Source organism: Acidithiobacillus sp. M4-SHS-6, assembly GCF_047421495.1.
Taxonomy (GTDB): Bacteria; Pseudomonadota; Gammaproteobacteria; order Acidithiobacillales; family Acidithiobacillaceae; genus Acidithiobacillus.
On the sequence record NZ_CP175559.1, the window covers coordinates 623,329 to 640,332 of the forward strand.

Below are 17,004 nucleotides of genomic sequence, written 5' to 3' on the forward strand. Positions count from 1 at the left end.
TGTCTGCGTGCCCCATGGCTTCATGAGGCTTTTCCATGATCGATGCCAGAGTCTCCTGGGAGAGATACGGTTTTTGGCAAACGATGGGGGTCTGGTTCCCCGATCCAGATCAGTCGACAGGAACTGGAAGCGTTGCTGAACGGAAAGGTTCTGGCAATAGACGTGGAATTCGAATACGTGGTGTATGTGCAAGTCCGTAAGGATGCAGGCGCATGAATGTCTTCCGTGGGTTATCCATACTCCTTGACCTGGCATCGTGGTTTTTTTATGATTCCTTATCGTTCACCATCTGAACATGGACCATGCTCGACGACGCCACCCGTTACCAGTTGCTCAAACTGCTTGCCGAGCAGCCTGACCTGACCCAGCGCCAACTGGCCGCCGCCATGGGGGTGAGTCTGGGCAAGGCCAACTACTGCCTCAAGGCCCTCATCGACAAGGGCCTGGTCAAGACCGGCAACTTTCGCCGCAACCCCGACAAGGGCGTCTACGCCTACCTGTGGGTGGACTGAAGCCATGCGCCTCAGCCCCGAGCAAGTCGCCGTCATCCGCCAAGCCGCCCAAGAAAGTTTCGGCCCCGACGCCCGTGTCTGGCTCTCCGGCTCACGGGTGGATGATGGCAAGATGAGCGGCGATGTCGATGTTGACAAATGATATTACAGGTAACACTATTATATCCATGAATACGGCCGCCAAGTTGCTTGAAGCCATGCGCCGCCACCCCATGGACTGGCGCATCGAGCAGCTTCAGACGGTAGCGCGGCAACATGGGATCGACTGGCGGCAGGACGGAACCAGTCATTGCGTGTTTATCCGTGCCGACGGTAGGACGCTGCCCGTGCCCGCGCATCGCCCGGTTAAATCGGTCTATGTGAAGAAGTTCGTGGCATTGGTGAACGGAGATTAACCCATGAGAAATCTCGACGACTATCCCTTCGAAATTCGTCCGCTGTCCGAAGCGGAGGGCGGCGGCTATCTCATCTCCTACCCGGATTTTTCCGAATGCATTTCTGACGGCGAAACGGTAGAGGAAGCCATCGCCAACGGCCATGACGCCCTTATGGCCACGATCACCGCACTGGAGGCGAAAGGTTTTCCGGTCCCCCCACCCAACAGCGGCGGCGTGGTGTCCGGCAAGTTTGTCGCCCGCGTGCCCAAAACGATCCACGCTCAACTGACGGCACGAGCCAAGGCCGAGGGGGTCTCCCTCAACACTTTGGTGTTGACCTTCCTTGCGGAAGGTCTGGGGCGACGGGAGCACCACGTGTGAACGTGCTCCGACTCACACTGCCAAGACCATTGCAGCGCAGTGGAAGGAGTGACGATGATGGAAATCAAATTCAGCCGCTACGACACGGCGGACTATCTCAAGACCGAGGACGACGTTGCGGCCTATCTCGATGCCGTGATGGAGGACGGCGACCCGGCGCTGATCGCGGCGGCGCTGGGCGACGTGGCCCGCGCCCGCAACCTTAGCCAGCTTGCCCGCGACGTAGGAATGAGCCGCCAAGGGCTGGACAAGGCCCTTTCCGGCGAAGGCAACCCGAGCCTCGCAACGGTGGTGAAAGTTGCTCAGGCGCTTGGCCTGCGGCTTTCCTTCAAAGCCGCGCACAGAGGTGGACCCACACCGGCGGCAGGGGCCTAAGCCCCATGCGCCTCAGCCCCGAGCAAGCCGCCATCATCCGCCAGGCCACCCAGGAAAGCTTCGGCCCGGAAGCGCGCGTATGGATCTTTGGCTCGCGGGTGGATAACTGCAGACCATTCAGTAAGGGGTGATGATGCTCGCAGACAAAGAGCGCGGTGTGGCCATCCTTGACACGATGCCAGAGTCTCCTGGGGAAGATACGGTTTTTGGCAAACGATGGGGGTCTGGTTCCCCGATCCAGATCAGTCGACAGGAACTGGAAGCGTTGCTGAACGGAAAGGTTCTGGCAATAGACGTGGAATTCGAATACGTGGTGTATGTGCAAGTCCGTAAGGATGCAGGCGCATGAATGTCTTCCGTGGGTTATCCATACTCCTTGACCTGGCATCGTGGTTTTTTTATGATTCCTTATCGTTCACCATCTGAACATGGACCATGCTCGACGACGCCACCCGTTACCAGTTGCTCAAACTGCTTGCCGAGCAGCCTGACCTGACCCAGCGCCAACTGGCCGCCGCCATGGGGGTGAGTCTGGGCAAGGCCAACTACTGCCTCAAGGCCCTCATCGACAAGGGCCTGGTCAAGACCGGCAACTTTCGCCGCAACCCCGACAAGGGTGTCTACGCCTATCTCCTCACCCCCCAGGGCATCGAGGAAAAGGCCCGCGTCACCGCCCGCTTCCTGCAGCGCAAGATGGCGGAGTACGACGCCCTCCAGGCCGAGATCGCCGCCCTGCGCCGGGAGGTGGATGTCCTCGCTGCAGAACAGCTCGATGCCGGGAGGAGCGCGCCATGACCGCCGCCCAGCGTTGCGCCACCTACGAAGACCTGCTCGGCCTGCCCGAAAACGTGGTGGGGGAGATCATCGCCGGCGAACTGCACACCCACCCCCGGCCCGCGCCGGCCCATGCCCAAGCATCATCCAGCCTGGGGGCGGACCTTGGACAGCCCTTTGCTCGTGGGCGCGGCGGCCCCGGCGGCTGGTGGATCCTCGACGAGCCCGAACTGCACCTGGGCGGCGATATCCTCGTCCCCGACCTGGCCGGCTGGCGCCGGGAGCGGATGCCCACGCTCCCCAAGACCGCATGGTTCGAGATGGCCCCCGACTGGGTCTGCGAGGTCCTCTCCCCGGCCACCGCCCGCACCGACCGTGTCCTCAAGCTGCCCCGCTATGCCGCCGCAGGGGTCGCCCACTGCTGGCTCATCGACCCCGACGCCCGCACCCTGGAGGCCTACGCCAACCAGGACGGCCGCTGGCTGCTTCTGGGCGCCTGGGGCGACAAGGACCAAGCCGCCATCGACCCCTTCGCCGCCGTGCCCCTCGATCTTGCAGGCCTGTGGGTGGACTGAAGCCATGCGCCTCAGCCCCGAGCAAGTCGCCGTCATCCGCCGGAGTGCTGCGGGAAATCGCTGTCGCGAGACCCGTCCATGAAGGGTTCTATCCTTGTCGTCGGTGGTGCCGGTTATATCGGTTCACACATGGCCAAGATGCTGGTGCAGAATGGTCATGAAGTCATCGTCATCGACAACCTCTCCACCGGTTTCCGGGACGCCGCGCGATACGGGCGGCTCATGGAAGGCGATCTGGCCGATCAAACCCTGCTCGACCGTATATTTACCGAAAACAGCATTGCCGCAGTCATGCACTTCGCCGCCCTCAGTCAGGTGGGCGAGTCCATGCGTGAACCTGCCCGTTATTACCGCAACAATGTCGCCAACACCCAAAATCTGCTAAACGCCATGCTCCGGCATCGGGTAAATCACTTCATTTTTTCTTCCACGGCGGCGATATTCGGCGAACCAGATACCCCGCTGATAGATGAGCAGCACCCGCAGCGCCCCATCAACCCCTACGGTCGCGGCAAACGCATGGTGGAAGAAATGCTGGGCGATTACGACCGCGGCTATGGCCTCCGTTCCGTCTGTCTGCGTTATTTCAACGCCGCCGGAGCCGATCCCGAAGGCGAACTGGGCGAGCGACACGATCCGGAAAGCCACTTGATTCCCCTGGTTCTGCAAGCCGCCAGTGACCGGCGCGATCACATTGCTGTTTATGGTGACGATTACCCGACGCCCGATGGAACCTGCATCCGCGACTACGTCCACGTCTGGGATCTGTGCAGCGCCCATCTGCTGGCTCTGGAGCACCTACTGGCCGATGGCGACAGCAACGCCTTCAACCTCGGTAACGGCACAGGCTTTTCCGTGCAGGAGGTCATCGATGCCGCCCGGCGCGTCACCGGCCGGCCCATCCGCGCGCGGACCCAGGAACGCCGCCCCGGTGACCCGGCCGTGCTCGTGGCCAATAGCGAGAAGGCACGACAGATTCTTGGTTGGCAGCCGGGATTCGAAGGGCTGGAAACTATCATTGGCCATGCGTGGGAATGGGAGCGCAAGAAAGGACGGTCATGGTGAGTGTTGGTGTCCTGGGCCATGAGTGACCGCAAGCGTCTCCTGAGCAACATGGCCTCTTTATTCACCTTACAGGGTGCCAATTATGTGTTGCCTTTAGTGACCTTGCCCTATCTCGTGCGGGTGCTGGGTCCGGAAAAATTCGGGCTCATCGCCTTTGCGCAGGCATTTATCCAGTATTTTGTGGTAGCAACGGATTATGGATTCAATCTCAGTGCGACGAAAGACGTGGCCGTGTATCGTAATGATCCAGAAAAACTCGGTGAACTTGTCAGTGCAGTGATGGCGATCAAACTTGTACTTTCAGTTGCCGGAGGATTGGTTTTGGGGGTGCTCGTGGCGACGATACCAACCTTCCATGGCCACTGGTCATTATATCTGGTCGTCTATCTTGCGGTTGCTGGGGCCACGCTGTTTCCCACATGGCTGTTTCAGGGATTAGAGCGTATGAAGGACATCACCTGGATGAATATGGGGGCACGCCTCATCACCACAGCCTCTATTTTTATCTTTATCCATAATCCGCAAGACTACCTGATTGCTGCTGGTATTCAGTCTGTCCCAGTACTACTAGCGGCACTACCTGCGTGGTTGGTTCTAGGTAGAACGCGCGAAATTGTTTGGGCTATCCCGACCATAAAGGGGGTGCGACAGCAGTTGCACCGCGGCTGGCATGTCTTTCTATCCACAGCCGCCATCAATGTTTACACCAGTAGCAATGCATTTGTTTTAGGTTTGATAGCTGGCCCGGTGGCGGTTGGATATTTCAGCGCGGCAAACAAAGTAGTACAGGCAGTTCAGGGTTTGCTGACGCCCGTTACCCAAACGCTTTATCCACACATCAGCACCCTGGCTGTCCAATCACATGAAGCGGCGCTGGCATTTATTCGCAGAGTCCTGCCATACATCGCACTGGCAGGCCTGGTGCTCTCGTCTGCGCTATTAGGTGCGGCGACACCCATTGTTCACCTGGTTTTGGGAGACCAATACAATGCATCTATTGCTATCCTGCAATGGCTTGCGTTGTTGCCCTTCATAATCGCGTTGAGTAATGTCTTCGGAATACAAACGATGTTGACACTGGGCATGAACCAAACATTCAGCCGTATACTGATCGCGTCTGCCGTACTGAATGTCTTGCTGGTTATTCCCTTATCCTGGCGCTTTGCGGGCATCGGTGCCGCCATGTCCATGCTGATAACGGAGGTGTTTGTGACTGTAACCATGGCCTTGGTACTCCATAAACGGGGTATCAATGTTTACCGATCCGCAGCAGGCACTCTATGAAAAACACTATTCTAATTGTTGGAGCTGGTTTTGCAGGGAGTGTGGTGGCCCGCGAGTTGGCCGAAGCCGGCCATCGCCTACTCGTCATCGACCGCCGCCCGCATATTGCCGGCAACGCCTACGACGAGTACGATGCCTACGGCGTACTCATCCATCGTTACGGCCCGCACCTGTTCCACACCAATGCCGAGTGCATCTTTCAGTGGCTTTCGCGCTTTACCGACTGGCACGACTACGAACACCGCGTGCTGGCCGAAGTCGATGGCCAGCGCCTGCCCATCCCCATCAACCGCAGCACGCTCAACCGGCTATACGGCCTCGATCTCGACGAGGCCGGCGTCGTCGCCTATCTGGAACAGGTACACGAACCCCGCGACCCCATCCGCACCAGTGAAGATGTGGTGCTCAATAGTGTAGGCCACGACCTGTGCGAGAAATTCTTTCGCGGCTACACCCGCAAGCAATGGGGGTTGGACCTGAGCGAACTCAGCGCCGGCGTTGCCGCGCGCATCCCCACGCGCAGCAACGACGACGACCGCTATTTCACCGACGTCTTCCAGGCCCTGCCCAAAGACGGCTACACCCGGCTGTTCGAGCGCATGCTCGACCACCCCAACATCAGCGTTCGGCTCAATACCGACTACGCCGCCATCAGGGGCCAGCTCAAGCCCAGACATACCGTCTACACCGGCCCCATTGACGCCTACTTCGATTACCGCTTCGGCAAGCTGCCCTACCGCTCCCTGCGCTTTGAGCATGAGCACCTGAGCGACACCGAATGGTTCCAGCCGGTGGGCACCGTCAACTACCCCAACGACCACGCCTACACCCGGATCACCGAATTCAAGCACGCCACCGGCCAGACCCACCCCGGCACCTCCATCGTGCGCGAATATCCGCAAGCCGAAGGCGACCCCTACTATCCCATTCCCCGCCCGGAGAACGAAGCGCGCTATCAGCAATACAAGGCGCTGGCCGAGGCCGAACCCGGCGTTACCTTCGTTGGTCGATTGGCGCAATACCGCTACTACAACATGGACCAGGTCGTGGGGGCGGCACTGAAAAGCGCTGAGATGATCAAAGAGAGACTAAATAATGACTAGAGAAACCGTCGCCGCCGTTGTCGTAACTTATAACCGAAAGCAACTGCTGACGGAATGCCTCGATGCCTTGCTGGCGCAGACTCGACCCGTAGACAAGATCATTCTGATCGACAATGCCAGCACGGATGGAACGCCGGAGTTATTGGAAGAGCGCGGCTATCTGGAGAACCCTTTAATGGATTACGTGCGATTGCCTGAAAATACGGGTGGCGCTGGTGGGTTTTACGAAGGAATTAAACGAGGGCATAAAGCCGGATACGACTGGCTGTGGTTGATGGATGATGATGGTTTTCCGCATGAAGACTGTTTGTCAGTTTTGCTTTCGTCGCCCTGTATGGATGGGTGTGGGTTTAGAAGTCCGATGGTTGTTGATTGCGAAGATCATGAGAAATTTAGCTTTCCTTATGATGTTGGTGGGGTTAAATATCTTAGTGTTGACAAGCTCACAGCTTCGTTGAGTAACGAATGTTTTTCCGCTTCTCAACCATTTAATGGAGTTCTTCTAGGCCAAAGAATCATTGATAAGATCGGTTACCCAAAAAAAGAAATGTTTATATGGGGGGATGAGATAGAGTATTTAAAAAGGGCGATAAGTTACGGAATTGCCCCAGTAACTAGTGTAAATGCTTATTTTTATCATCCGAGAGATCGGCAGGCTTGGACTCCTGTTTTTGGTGGTTTTTTTGGTCACGATCTCGCTGTAAATGGTGTCAGGCAGTATTGCTTTTATAGGAATCAGTCTTATATTAATGTCAAATACCATGGTATTGGTTCATTCTATGGTTTCTTTTTGAAATCCTTGATAAAAAAATTGTTTACATTGCGTCTGTTAGAAGTTACGATAGTTGTGCGTGCAGCGATTGATGGTCGGGATGGGGTGTGGGGCCGAGAAAAAAGGTATATGAAATGAAAGCATTACTTGGCGCACTCAAGAATGAAGTGCAACACCTATGGTCCAATGTGGCCGGAGGTGGAAGGTGGGCGAAAGGTACAATCAGTTGAGTGTGGATGAGCGGAACCAGTTACAGCGGGGGTTGAACGCAGGGATGAGCTTGAGGGCCTTGTCCAGGATCATGAATCGTAGTCCCGGCACGCTGAGTAGGGAATGCCGTCGTGGTGGCAGCAGGCACAGCTACGATGCTGTCCGTGGTCGGGATTGGGCACAGGCCCATCGGCGGCGCGGCCCATACAAGCTGTTGCCGGAAAGCCCCTTGACGGAGCAGGTGCAGGCGCTGATTCTGGAACGTACATGGTCGCCGGAGCAGATTGCAGGGAGGCTACGAGTGGAACACCCAGACGACTCCAGTCAGCTGGTCTCCCACGAGACCATCTACCAGTACATCTACGCACACCCGGCTGGCGCGCTCAAGAAACTGCTGGTCGATGCCTTGCGGAAAGGGCACCAGAAACGCCGCCCCCGTAGCTGTGGCGATGATCGCCGGAGCGGCATCCGGAACATGCGTTCCATCCGGGAGAGGCCTGAGGAAGCGCAGTCCAGAGAGGTTCCCGGTCACTGGGAAGGAGACCTCATCAAAGGGGCTTTCAACGGCAGCGCCATCGGCACCTTGGTGGACCGCAGCACGCGCTTCGTCATCCTGGCCAAGGTGGACGACTCCTCAGCGGAAGCCGTGCTGGAAGGGTTCACCCGCCGCTTGCGCACGCTCCCCAAGGCTTTGAGGAAGACGCTGACCTATGACCAAGGCCGGGAGATGGCGCGACATGAAGAGTTGGAAAAACGCACCCATCTGCGGGCTTACTTTGCTGACCCCACAGCCCCTGGCAGCGCCCCACCAATGAAAATACCAATGGCCTACTCCGGCAGTACTTCCCCAAAGGAGCGGATCTGTCGCAATACTCCCAGCAGTACTTGACCAAGGTGGCCGACGAGATGAATAATCGGCCCAGAAAATCCTTGGGTTTTCGGACACCAGCCGAAGTAATGGCCCAGAAAGTCAAAGAGTTAAACAGCAGTGTTGCACTTCAAAATTGAAACCGCCCTTGTTCATTCCCTAGCTAACGGCGGAATTCGTTCGGAATCTCGTAGGCGAAATAGGTCCGCCCACTTCGATGCGACCTGCCTCAAGCGCAGTTGCTTTGTATTTGGGGTGAATCGGGCCGTTTATATGGGCGTTCTTTTTGTGTTTTCCAGACTGCTGAACAAGAAAGGGCGCTTCCGGCTGTTACGTCGGGCTGTCGATGGCGGCCTTGCCGGGCGTCTTGGCGTGGATGAAGACATCGTTTGTGAAAATCCTTTTCCTGCATAGCCTAGTGGACCCGGACCGCGGCGGCGGTGCTGAGGTGATCGTCTGGGAGCAGATGCGTGGCCTACGTGACGCCGGGCATGACTGCGTGCTGCTGGCGACCTCTGATCAGCCCGGCCTTGAACGCAGTGAGCGCGAGGGCATCACGGTCTGGCAGGCGGGCATTCGAAATGTCTACTGGCCATATCACAAGAAGCGGCCTACGGCTCCGTGGCGAATGCTTTGGCACGCAGTGGACAGCTACAACCCCTGGATGCAGGGTTATCTGCGGAACGTGGTGGCGCGGGAGCGGCCAGATGTGGCCTCGGTACATAACCTGCCTGGCTGGTCGGCGGCGAGCTGGGTGTCGCTGACACGGCTGGGTGTGCCCGCCGTGCAGGTGCTGCACGACTATTACCCGATCTGCGTCAAGGCGTCGATGTACAAGCAAGGCAGAAATTGCACGGGGCAGTGCGCGGGTTGCCGGGTCTTCCGTTTGCCGCATCGGGCCTTGAGCCGCAAGCTCGCTGCCGTGGTGGGCGTGAGCCGATTCATGCTCGACCGGCACCGCGCGCTGGGCTACTTCGAGGGCGTGCCGGTGCAGCGGGTCATTCACAATGCCCGTGCGCCGCAGGCTTTGGGAGTTAATGACCAGCCTCCGTCCGAAGCCCATCAAGGACTGCGCTTCGGCTTTATCGGCCGCCTGGACCCCAGCAAGGGCATCGAACCGTTGATTGCGGCGTTCCTAGCCGCCGACCTGCCGGAAGCCGAGCTGTGGATCGCGGGTGGCGGCAAGCAGGAGTATGAACAGCATCTACAAGGGTTGGTAAGAGAACCGCGTATCCGTCTGCTAGGCCGGCAGCGCCCGGCAGATTTCTATCCGCAGGTGGACGTGGTGGTGGTGTCTTCGCTCTGGAATGACAATCTGCCCGGCGTGGTGTTCGAGGCGCTGGCCTTCGGCAAGCCGGTAATCGCCTCCCGCCGTGGCGGCATTCCCGAGATGATTCGCCATGGTGAAAATGGCCTGCTGTTCGAGCCCGACGCGCCGGGCGAGCTTCAGGCGGCGCTGGTATCCATGCAGGATGAGACGCTGCGCGTGCGGCTGACCGCGCAGGCGCGCCCGAGCAGTGCGCCTTTCATGGATATGGCGCGCTGGATCGGGGAGTACGAGGCGTTGTACTGCGAGGTGCGGGCCGGGCCCATGCGCACTCGGCAGCAGGAGGAGGTTTGATGGCATCTGTTCCGACAGATCTGCCTGTTGCCCCGCCACGAGAAGGCATCGGGGCGTGTGTGTCGGTGTCTCGGGTGGTGTTCGTGTTGGCGGCGCTGTTTCTGTGGTTGCTGGTCTTGCAGGCACCGCTGCGTTATGGATTGGCCCGCGTGCATCTGGAGGCGTTGATCTATCTGCCCAAGCTGCTGATGCTGGCCGCGGTGGTGGTGTTGCCGTTCCTTCGTTCACGCGCTTCCATGCCGGCGTTGGCAATTTCAGGGTTGGCCGTGCTGTATCTGCTTTGGGGCATGGTGAATCTGTCCTCACCCGCTCAGGCGGCGTTCGGCTTTTGGGTGCTGGTGCCATTGCTGTTCGGCCTCTGGGCGGGCTCGATCATACGCATTGAGCAGTGGCGGCACCTGTTCGCCATGCTGTTCGTTGTGTCGGTCCTGGGCGTGTTCCTCAACCCGCTGCTCCATTATCCCTGGAGCGGACAGACGCTGGACCTGCTAGGCAAGAGCATCAAGGTCTCTCGCCAATGGAGCGCGTTCGGTCTGGATCGCTATGCTGGTTTCGCGCGTGCCTCGTTCAGCGCGGCCGCGCAGCTACTGCTGTTCGGTGTGATGTTGGTGGTGCTGCTCCAGCGAAGGGGCGTGAAACTGCTGGTCTGGCTGGTGGCGGGTGCGGGCATCGCCCTGACCACCACCAAGGGGCCGCTGGGCGCGTGGCTATTGTTGTCGATGTATTTCGCCGGCGGCGCGCTGCTGCGCTGGCCGCGTTACTGGCTGCAACTGTGGCTGGTCGCGTTGACGTTCGCTTTGCTGGCGATGATCCTGTTGCCGTTGTCCACGCTGTGGATTCAATACGATCCAACCCTGCATGGTTATGCCAGCAAATTCCTTTTCGCCAGTTTCGGGGACCGTCTGAACTGGATGTGGCCCGATTCACTGCACCTGCTGAACCTGAACGGCGCCTGGCACTGGTGGACAGGGCGCGGGCTGGGCGGTATCGGCGCGGCGCAACAGTATTTCGAGCCCGCCCGCTATCTTGCGGCGGATAATCTGTTTGTGTACGTCACGGTGTATGTGGGCCTGCCGATGGCGTTGTTGCTGTTTGTTGGGCTGTGGTGGCGTGTTATGCGATTGAGCCTAAGCCATGAGGCCCTGGCTTGGCGCCTGCCGGTGATTCTGGGGTTGGTGGCGTATGGTGTGGTGGTCAATGAGATCGAGGCCAGCTTGTTGGCGTTGTTTTGGGGCTTGGCGCTCAGCGCGCATGGTGTGAAGGTAGATTGGAGATAATAGCTTGCCAGGACAAAACAATAATATCGTGATCGATACCCGGATACTGGGTTCTCATATAACGGGTGTTCAACGCTATGCATCTCGAGATGCTGCGCCGTTTTCCAAAGCAAGTGGAAACCGTCTCGCCTGCCCAAAGCCTGATGAGTGGGGTGGAAGGACATCTCTGGGAGCAGTTTGCGTTGCCTTCCATGACGCGCGACAAAGTGCTGTTCAGCCCCTCGAATACCAGGCCGTTACATGTGCAGCGGCAGGTGGTGACCATCCACGATGTAGTGCCGATCGATCATCCCGAGGGCACCTCGAAAAACTGCCATGAGCAGTCGATTTGGGAGAATAATGGGGTCAGGACTTGCAGGAGGTTGGGGAAATGAGTGCAAGGCGGACGGCCATCAGTAACGATTTGTTCACAGAGGATCAGCGTGCGCAAAAGGCGGACTCCATTGGCGGTCCGTTGCAGAAGGTCACCATAAGGAGGGATTGAATACATGCGGTCTGCACCAGATAAACCAAGAGATTCTTCTATCCTCTCCACAACGACAATTGATGCAAGACAAAAGGTTGAAATTGACTTTTGGAGAACCTCTATTCATGAGGCACCGGAATCGGACTCTATTTACAACATCATAAACAAGGCATCAGAAGCTAAAGTTTTTTTAGAGTGCCTTGCAAGATATGAAGACAAGATCGCAAATACAGGAAAGATTCTTGAACTAGGTGCAGGGCAGGGCTGGGCATCCTGTATATACAAACGACTATTCCCAAATACACATGTAACGGCAACGGACATTAGTGAATTTGCAATAGCCTCCTTACCAAAGTGGGAAAGGTTGTTTGACGTAAGAATAGATAATTCGTATCCTTGTAAAAGTTACGACACAAAGGAAGCCGATGCGTCTGTAGATCAGGTATTTTGTTTCGCAGCAGCGCACCATTTCCTAGCGCACAAGCGCACGTTAAAAGAAATTGAACGTATACTTAGACCAGGAGGAATGGCTTTTTATTTCTACGAGCCAGCTACACCGCGAATATTATATTCGTACGCCTACCGTAGGGTTAACAGAAAACGGCCGCAAGTTCCAGAAGATGTATTAATAACTTCTGAACTTCAGTTGCTAGCCAGCGTAGCCGGCCTTACCATACACATAGATTACTATCCGTCACTTGCAAGTCGCGGCCCGCTTGAGACGGTGTATTATTTCGCACTCGCTCGAATCCCTTTTCTACAAAAACTGTTGCCCTGTTCCGCAATCTTCGTTTTTACAAAAAACAAGCAGACAGTCGTCGACCATAAGACAAAATAATGCCCACGCCAGCGTTCGTCATCAACACCAGGGCCCTGACCTCCGATCTAACAGGGGTTCAGCGCTATGCATCTGAATTACTCTCATATTTTTCCGGTAGAATTGATACCGTTTGCCCCAAGAAGCCACTGCATGGCGTAGCCGGTCATATCTGGGAGCAGGTTATGCTGCCCCGGCTCGTTCAAGGTCGTGTGCTCTGGAGCCCCAGCAATACTGGTCCCTTGGCCGTTCGCCGGCAAGTGGTAACCATTCACGACGTTACCCCACTTGATCACCCTGAATGGTTCAACTTCCAGTTTTCGGCGTGGTATCGCTTCCTTACGCCGAAATTGGCGCGACGTGTCGCAAGAATCATAGCCGTCTCGGAGTTTACAAAATATAGGATCCTCGAAAAAACCGGCATACCGGAAGATAAAGTAGTGGTTATCACCGATGCAGCAGATATGCGCTTTGTGCCGCAGGACGGTGCGGCGATTCAACACGCGCTTCGCCCGCTAGGGTTGCCGACACCCCACTACCTTTTGAGCCTAGGCTCCCTGGAGCCGCGCAAGAATCTTGGGCGGCTGTTACGTGCCTGGGAGGTGATTCATCGCGGCTTGCCAGACGATGTGTGGCTTGTCGTCAGTGGCGCCAAGGGGAAAAGTCTGGTGTTCCAGGATGTGCCTGAACTGAGGACGTTGCCGCCCCGGGTCTTTCTCACCGGCCATGTCCCCGATGAACTTCTTCCCTCCTTGTACGCCGGGGCGTTGGCCTTCGCGTATCTTTCCGTCTATGAAGGCTTCGGACTGCCTCCCTTGGAGGCGATGGCATCAGGTACCCCTACATTGGTGGGTAACCGTGCTTCGTTGCCGGAGGTGGTGGGCGATGCTGCGCAGCAAGTGGACCCTTTTGACATCGAGGCTATTGCGGACGGCATCCGCCGGATGGTAGAGGATAGTTCGCTACGGGCTGCGCTCCGGCAAAAGGGGCTGGAGCGCGCCAAGCAATTCAACTGGGACAAGACCGCCGAGCAGACCTGGCAGGTGCTTGTGGAGGCTGCGGAAGACTGATGCGAATAGCCATAGTCCATGACTGGCTGGTGACCTACGCCGGCGCGGAGCGGGTGCTGGAGCAGGTGCTGCATTGCTACCCGGACGCCGATCTCTTCAGTTTGGTGGATTTTTTACCTGCGGATGGGCGCGGGTTCATCCTGGACAAGCCCGTCACCACCTCCTTCCTCCAGCGTCTGCCCAGGGCGCGCAAGAAATACCGGGCTTATCTGCCCTTCATGCCCCTGGCCGTGGAGCAGTTCGACCTCTCGGGCTATGACCTGGTGATCAGCAGCAGCCATGCGGTGGCCAAGGGGGTGCTGACCGGGCCGGATCAGTTGCATCTGTGCCTGTGCTATTCCCCCATCCGCTACGCCTGGGACCTCCAGCATCAGTATCTACGGGAATCCGGTCTGGACCGGGGGATCAAGGGATGGGTGGCGAAGCTGATCCTGCATTATATCCGCCTTTGGGATGTCCGCACCGCCAACGGCGTGGACAGCTTCATCGCCATCTCCCACTACATTGCCCGGCGCATCCGCAAGGTATATGGGCGGGATTCCACCGTCATCCATCCGCCGGTGGATGTCGGGGCCTTTCCCCTGCGCACGGACAAGGAGGATTTCTACGTCACCGCCTCGCGCATGGTCCCCTACAAGAAGATGGATTTGATCGTCGAGGCCTTCAGCAATATGCCCGATAAGCGCCTGGTGGTGATCGGGGACGGACCCGACTTCGCCAAGGTCCGGGCCAAGGCGGGGCCGAACGTGCAATTACTGGGCTTTGCGGGCGCAGAGGCGCTGCGAGACCATCTGCAACGGGCGCGGGCCTTCGTCTTCGCGGCGGAGGAGGACTTCGGCATCGCCCCCCTGGAGGCGCAGGCCTGCGGTACGCCGGTCATCGCCTATGGCCGCGGCGGGGCGCTGGAGACCATCGTTCCCTTGCCGGAGGGGGAGGGCGCGGCGTCGTCCCCCGCGCCCACCGGCGTGTTCTTTTACGAACAATCCGTCCCCGCCCTCAGCGCCGCCGTGGCACGCTTCGAGGAGGCGGGCGCGGCCATCACCCCCCAAGCCTGCCGCGAAAACGCCCTGCGTTTTGCCCCGGAGCGCTTCCGCGCGGAGTTCACGGCCTTCGTGGAAGGGGCTCAGGAGAGGGCTGCACAAGAGGCAGAAATTGATCGAAATCAACCCAAAGGTTAAAAAATGTCGGGTATTGCGGGTAACGACAACAAGATGATGCGCTTTTGCAAAGCCCGCTATAATCGCATCTGCCATACCCGGATGGTGTCCAGCCATTATGGCTCTGGCTTCTGATTGTCCAGTGTGTGCCGCTTCAGACGCATCAAATCTCCATATCCCGTGAGGGTGTGCGGTTGCGTTCAAATGCTTCATCGCCCGGGAAAGTCCTGAGATAGTCCGCCAGTCGCATACGCTTTGGTGTCATGGCCTTACGTGCTTTCGGGGCCTGGTTCATGTTGCGCACGAAGTCATCGCGGTCACGATGCCGGTGGATTGCCCCGCACCAAGATGTCACCACACCACATCTACCGAACCCTTGACGACGATCTTCAGATTGGCTGGATCTGCCGTTCCTCCTTGACATGGTTCTCCAGGCGTTCCCAGGCCAAGTCCTTATTGGTTGTTCGTCGTGGGTGGGTGGAAGATGTCTATCGGACCCGATCCTTTCTGATGATGTTTGCATTTGTTTCAATTTTTTAAAATGCGGCTGCTAAATTCTCCAGGGGAAATGACATCGAAGTGCTTCACGCTCTCTGATAATGCAAGCAGGTCCTGATCTCCACTAACCAAAAGGTCAGCGCTGCCCGTCAAGGCAAGTTCCAGAAAGGGAATGTCCATGGGATCCCTGCATTCCGGCAACCCATGGATGCCTGAACTTATTGAAACGACCTCATGCCACGGATTTCATCCATAAGGTTTCACCATAAGTTATACGGGAACAAATGTGACACCCCGTGGTAAAAATGGAGAAAAATATGGTAACGCTTTAATTTCATAGAACTTTATCTCACATGATGATTTTTGCTGATACATGAATCTGGTGCCAGAGTGGCGCCACTTCGGTGCCAAGATGGATACTATGACGTTCAGAAACGATTTCGGGAATCGTTTTGATCTGTTGAAGAATCTGGGGATGAGATTTTATGCGTTTGTGTTCCGTCCGCGTTAAATGGCAGAGATTTTTCTTCTGGCGGTTCTGTTTCTTCTTGTATGGTCTTGGGTCCATCGGCCATCTGTTGCTGCTGTTGCCGTTGTTGGTTGAACGCTTCGATCTGTCGTCGGGCGTCTGCGTAAGCGGCCCTTCTGGTGGTCACTTCAGACAAGATTTGCGGCCATCTTTTTTCGACAAACAACTGGGGATATTCCATGATCTCCGATGGATCGGGGATGGCCGTCATTGGATCGTGCCTGGAATACCAGGACATTTTACCGCGCTCTGACAAAGCCATCTCGACAACACGCTCCACCATCTTGAGTCCACTTCGTGTATTTTGATGGATGGTGTCCGTGATATGCGCTTTCGTTACCGAAAAAGACAATTCCAGGCGACGCAAGGCAGATTCATCTTTTCTGCCAAGATAGAAAGCGTTTCCGATACGGCTTTCCATGATGTGCAGCGGATGCATGACATGAAAAGAAAATCCTTGTTTGGTAAGCACCTCAAATCGCGCATGGAGTACATCGCGGACAGACGGGCCGATAAGATTGCCGAGAAAGTCCACGCGCAGTGGTGGACTTCCAGAACCCCGATCAATCAGCACAACGGCGATATTGGGCGAACCCATGGCCGAATCCATGTCCGCCACATGGATTTTTGCTCCCCACGCCTTGGCGCAACGCAATGCTTCGGTTGTCCCGCCCAGCAGATCCACGTCACCGGAAACAAAATCGTTATCGCGTCCGAAATAACGATCTGCCCAAAAATTCAGCGCTTGCCCGCCCACCAAGGTAATATCCGGCAACCGGGAATGGTCATCATCTTGTGCCACGCGCGACAGGATCAGAATGGTATCATCTATGGAAACCGGGATTTCTGGATCATTCATCGCACTATTTTCCCGCCAGACAGGTCATCGTCTTCATCGTCGTTAAAATGGTTTTGAATCTGACGCATGTCAATCTCCGTCCACTCGCGGGTATTTTGGAGAAACGCATTTTTACGATGGATGTCCTCTGGCGAGGCTTTCCCTTCCAGGATGGCCTGCATGTCGGCATTTCTGTCCTGCGCTTTCTGTTCCATGAGTTCGGACAAATCCGTGATGATGACCTCAAAAGGCATGACAGGGTTCCTGCGGTAAAAATGATCGGATTTATTTTATCAACGTGATGTGTACCGCGTCAAAATGACCAGGTTTGCCGCGCAAGCCCTGATTCTGGACATGGGTTGAACCCGCTGCTGTCCTGATCCTCCGGAATTCGCCACAAATACTTGTGGCTGCATTTTGATGCTTGAGGGGTAG

Annotated in this window: 22 protein-coding genes and 2 pseudogenes; 21 read left to right on the forward strand and 3 right to left on the reverse strand. The window is 56.9% G+C overall.

Annotated features, from left to right (window positions below; genetic code table 11):
- The first annotated feature begins 302 nt into the window (after positions 1-302).
- The 21 genes and pseudogenes from ACJU26_RS03120 (at position 303) to ACJU26_RS03220 (ending at position 14,725) form a co-directional block, all read left to right on the forward strand.
- Entirely contained in the window at positions 303-512 is a 210-nt protein-coding gene (locus ACJU26_RS03120; RefSeq protein WP_414041097.1) for a MarR family EPS-associated transcriptional regulator, read from the forward strand.
- A 4-nt stretch (positions 513-516) separates the two neighbouring features.
- On the forward strand, positions 517-654 hold the full coding sequence (locus ACJU26_RS03125; protein ID WP_414041098.1) for a hypothetical protein: 138 nt from the start codon (positions 517-519) through the stop codon (positions 652-654).
- Positions 635-907 (forward strand): hypothetical protein, encoded by a 273-nt coding sequence (locus ACJU26_RS03130; RefSeq protein WP_414041099.1) that lies wholly within the window; start codon positions 635-637, stop codon positions 905-907. Before ACJU26_RS03125 ends, ACJU26_RS03130 begins: the two co-directional genes overlap by 20 nt.
- 3 nt (positions 908-910) lie before the next feature.
- Positions 911-1,270, forward strand: a complete 360-nt coding sequence (locus tag ACJU26_RS03135; RefSeq protein ID WP_414041100.1) for a toxin-antitoxin system HicB family antitoxin — start codon at positions 911-913, stop codon at positions 1,268-1,270.
- Positions 1,271-1,324: 54 nt separating this feature from the next.
- Positions 1,325-1,645, forward strand: a complete 321-nt coding sequence (locus tag ACJU26_RS03140) for an addiction module antidote protein (RefSeq protein ID WP_414041101.1) — start codon at positions 1,325-1,327, stop codon at positions 1,643-1,645.
- Positions 1,646-1,650: 5 nt separating this feature from the next.
- Positions 1,651-1,776, forward strand: coding sequence for a hypothetical protein (locus ACJU26_RS03145; RefSeq protein ID WP_414041102.1), 126 nt, complete (start codon positions 1,651-1,653; stop codon positions 1,774-1,776).
- Positions 1,776-1,994 (forward strand): hypothetical protein, encoded by a 219-nt coding sequence (locus tag ACJU26_RS03150; RefSeq protein WP_414041103.1) that lies wholly within the window; start codon positions 1,776-1,778, stop codon positions 1,992-1,994. The genes ACJU26_RS03145 and ACJU26_RS03150 overlap by 1 nt, the downstream gene beginning before the upstream one ends.
- 86 nt (positions 1,995-2,080) lie before the next feature.
- Entirely contained in the window at positions 2,081-2,440 is a 360-nt protein-coding gene (locus tag ACJU26_RS03155; protein ID WP_414041104.1) for a MarR family EPS-associated transcriptional regulator, read from the forward strand.
- Positions 2,437-2,994, forward strand: a complete 558-nt coding sequence (locus ACJU26_RS03160; RefSeq protein ID WP_414041105.1) for a Uma2 family endonuclease — start codon at positions 2,437-2,439, stop codon at positions 2,992-2,994. Before ACJU26_RS03155 ends, ACJU26_RS03160 begins: the two co-directional genes overlap by 4 nt.
- Before the next feature lie 78 nt (positions 2,995-3,072).
- Positions 3,073-4,059 (forward strand): UDP-glucose 4-epimerase GalE, encoded by a 987-nt coding sequence (gene galE / locus ACJU26_RS03165; protein ID WP_414041106.1) that lies wholly within the window; start codon positions 3,073-3,075, stop codon positions 4,057-4,059.
- An 18-nt stretch (positions 4,060-4,077) separates the two neighbouring features.
- On the forward strand, positions 4,078-5,343 hold the full coding sequence (locus ACJU26_RS03170; protein ID WP_414041107.1) for a flippase: 1,266 nt from the start codon (positions 4,078-4,080) through the stop codon (positions 5,341-5,343).
- Positions 5,340-6,446 carry a UDP-galactopyranose mutase gene (gene glf, locus ACJU26_RS03175; RefSeq protein ID WP_414041108.1) on the forward strand — a complete coding sequence of 369 codons (1,107 nt, stop codon included), beginning with the start codon at positions 5,340-5,342 and terminating at the stop codon, positions 6,444-6,446. The genes ACJU26_RS03170 and glf overlap by 4 nt, the downstream gene beginning before the upstream one ends.
- Entirely contained in the window at positions 6,439-7,356 is a 918-nt protein-coding gene (locus tag ACJU26_RS03180) for a glycosyltransferase family 2 protein (protein ID WP_414041109.1), read from the forward strand. The genes glf and ACJU26_RS03180 overlap by 8 nt, the downstream gene beginning before the upstream one ends.
- 67 nt (positions 7,357-7,423) lie before the next feature.
- Positions 7,424-8,436, forward strand: a pseudogene (locus tag ACJU26_RS03185) (IS30 family transposase).
- A 206-nt stretch (positions 8,437-8,642) separates the two neighbouring features.
- Positions 8,643-9,917, forward strand: coding sequence for a glycosyltransferase family 4 protein (locus ACJU26_RS03190; RefSeq protein ID WP_414041110.1), 1,275 nt, complete (start codon positions 8,643-8,645; stop codon positions 9,915-9,917).
- Positions 9,917-11,194: a hypothetical protein gene (locus ACJU26_RS03195; RefSeq protein ID WP_414041111.1), complete on the forward strand. Its 1,278-nt coding sequence runs from the start codon at positions 9,917-9,919 to the stop codon at positions 11,192-11,194. The genes ACJU26_RS03190 and ACJU26_RS03195 overlap by 1 nt, the downstream gene beginning before the upstream one ends.
- 77 nt (positions 11,195-11,271) lie before the next feature.
- Entirely contained in the window at positions 11,272-11,568 is a 297-nt protein-coding gene (locus ACJU26_RS03200) for a hypothetical protein (protein ID WP_414041112.1), read from the forward strand.
- Between the two features lie 114 nt (positions 11,569-11,682).
- Positions 11,683-12,498 carry a class I SAM-dependent methyltransferase gene (locus ACJU26_RS03205; protein WP_414041113.1) on the forward strand — a complete coding sequence of 272 codons (816 nt, stop codon included), beginning with the start codon at positions 11,683-11,685 and terminating at the stop codon, positions 12,496-12,498.
- A 164-nt stretch (positions 12,499-12,662) separates the two neighbouring features.
- Positions 12,663-12,917, forward strand: a pseudogene (locus ACJU26_RS03210) (glycosyltransferase); the annotation flags it as partial.
- A complete protein-coding gene (locus ACJU26_RS03215) occupies positions 12,918-13,547 on the forward strand; it encodes a glycosyltransferase family 4 protein (protein WP_414041915.1) in 630 nt (209 codons plus the stop codon). It begins immediately after the preceding pseudogene.
- Positions 13,547-14,725 carry a glycosyltransferase family 4 protein gene (locus tag ACJU26_RS03220; RefSeq protein WP_414041114.1) on the forward strand — a complete coding sequence of 393 codons (1,179 nt, stop codon included), beginning with the start codon at positions 13,547-13,549 and terminating at the stop codon, positions 14,723-14,725. The genes ACJU26_RS03215 and ACJU26_RS03220 overlap by 1 nt, the downstream gene beginning before the upstream one ends.
- Positions 14,726-15,232: 507 nt before the next feature.
- Here ACJU26_RS03220 and ACJU26_RS03225 read toward each other — a convergent pair.
- The 3 genes from ACJU26_RS03225 to ACJU26_RS03235 form a co-directional block, all read right to left on the reverse strand.
- Positions 15,233-15,403 (reverse strand): putative toxin-antitoxin system toxin component, PIN family, encoded by a 171-nt coding sequence (locus ACJU26_RS03225; protein ID WP_414041115.1) that lies wholly within the window; start codon positions 15,401-15,403, stop codon positions 15,233-15,235.
- A gap of 227 nt (positions 15,404-15,630) precedes the next feature.
- Positions 15,631-16,590 carry a hypothetical protein gene (locus ACJU26_RS03230; protein WP_414041116.1) on the reverse strand — a complete coding sequence of 320 codons (960 nt, stop codon included), beginning with the start codon at positions 16,588-16,590 and terminating at the stop codon, positions 15,631-15,633.
- Positions 16,587-16,823 (reverse strand): hypothetical protein, encoded by a 237-nt coding sequence (locus ACJU26_RS03235; protein WP_414041117.1) that lies wholly within the window; start codon positions 16,821-16,823, stop codon positions 16,587-16,589. Before ACJU26_RS03235 ends, ACJU26_RS03230 begins: the two co-directional genes overlap by 4 nt.
- Positions 16,824-17,004: the final 181 nt, after the last annotated feature.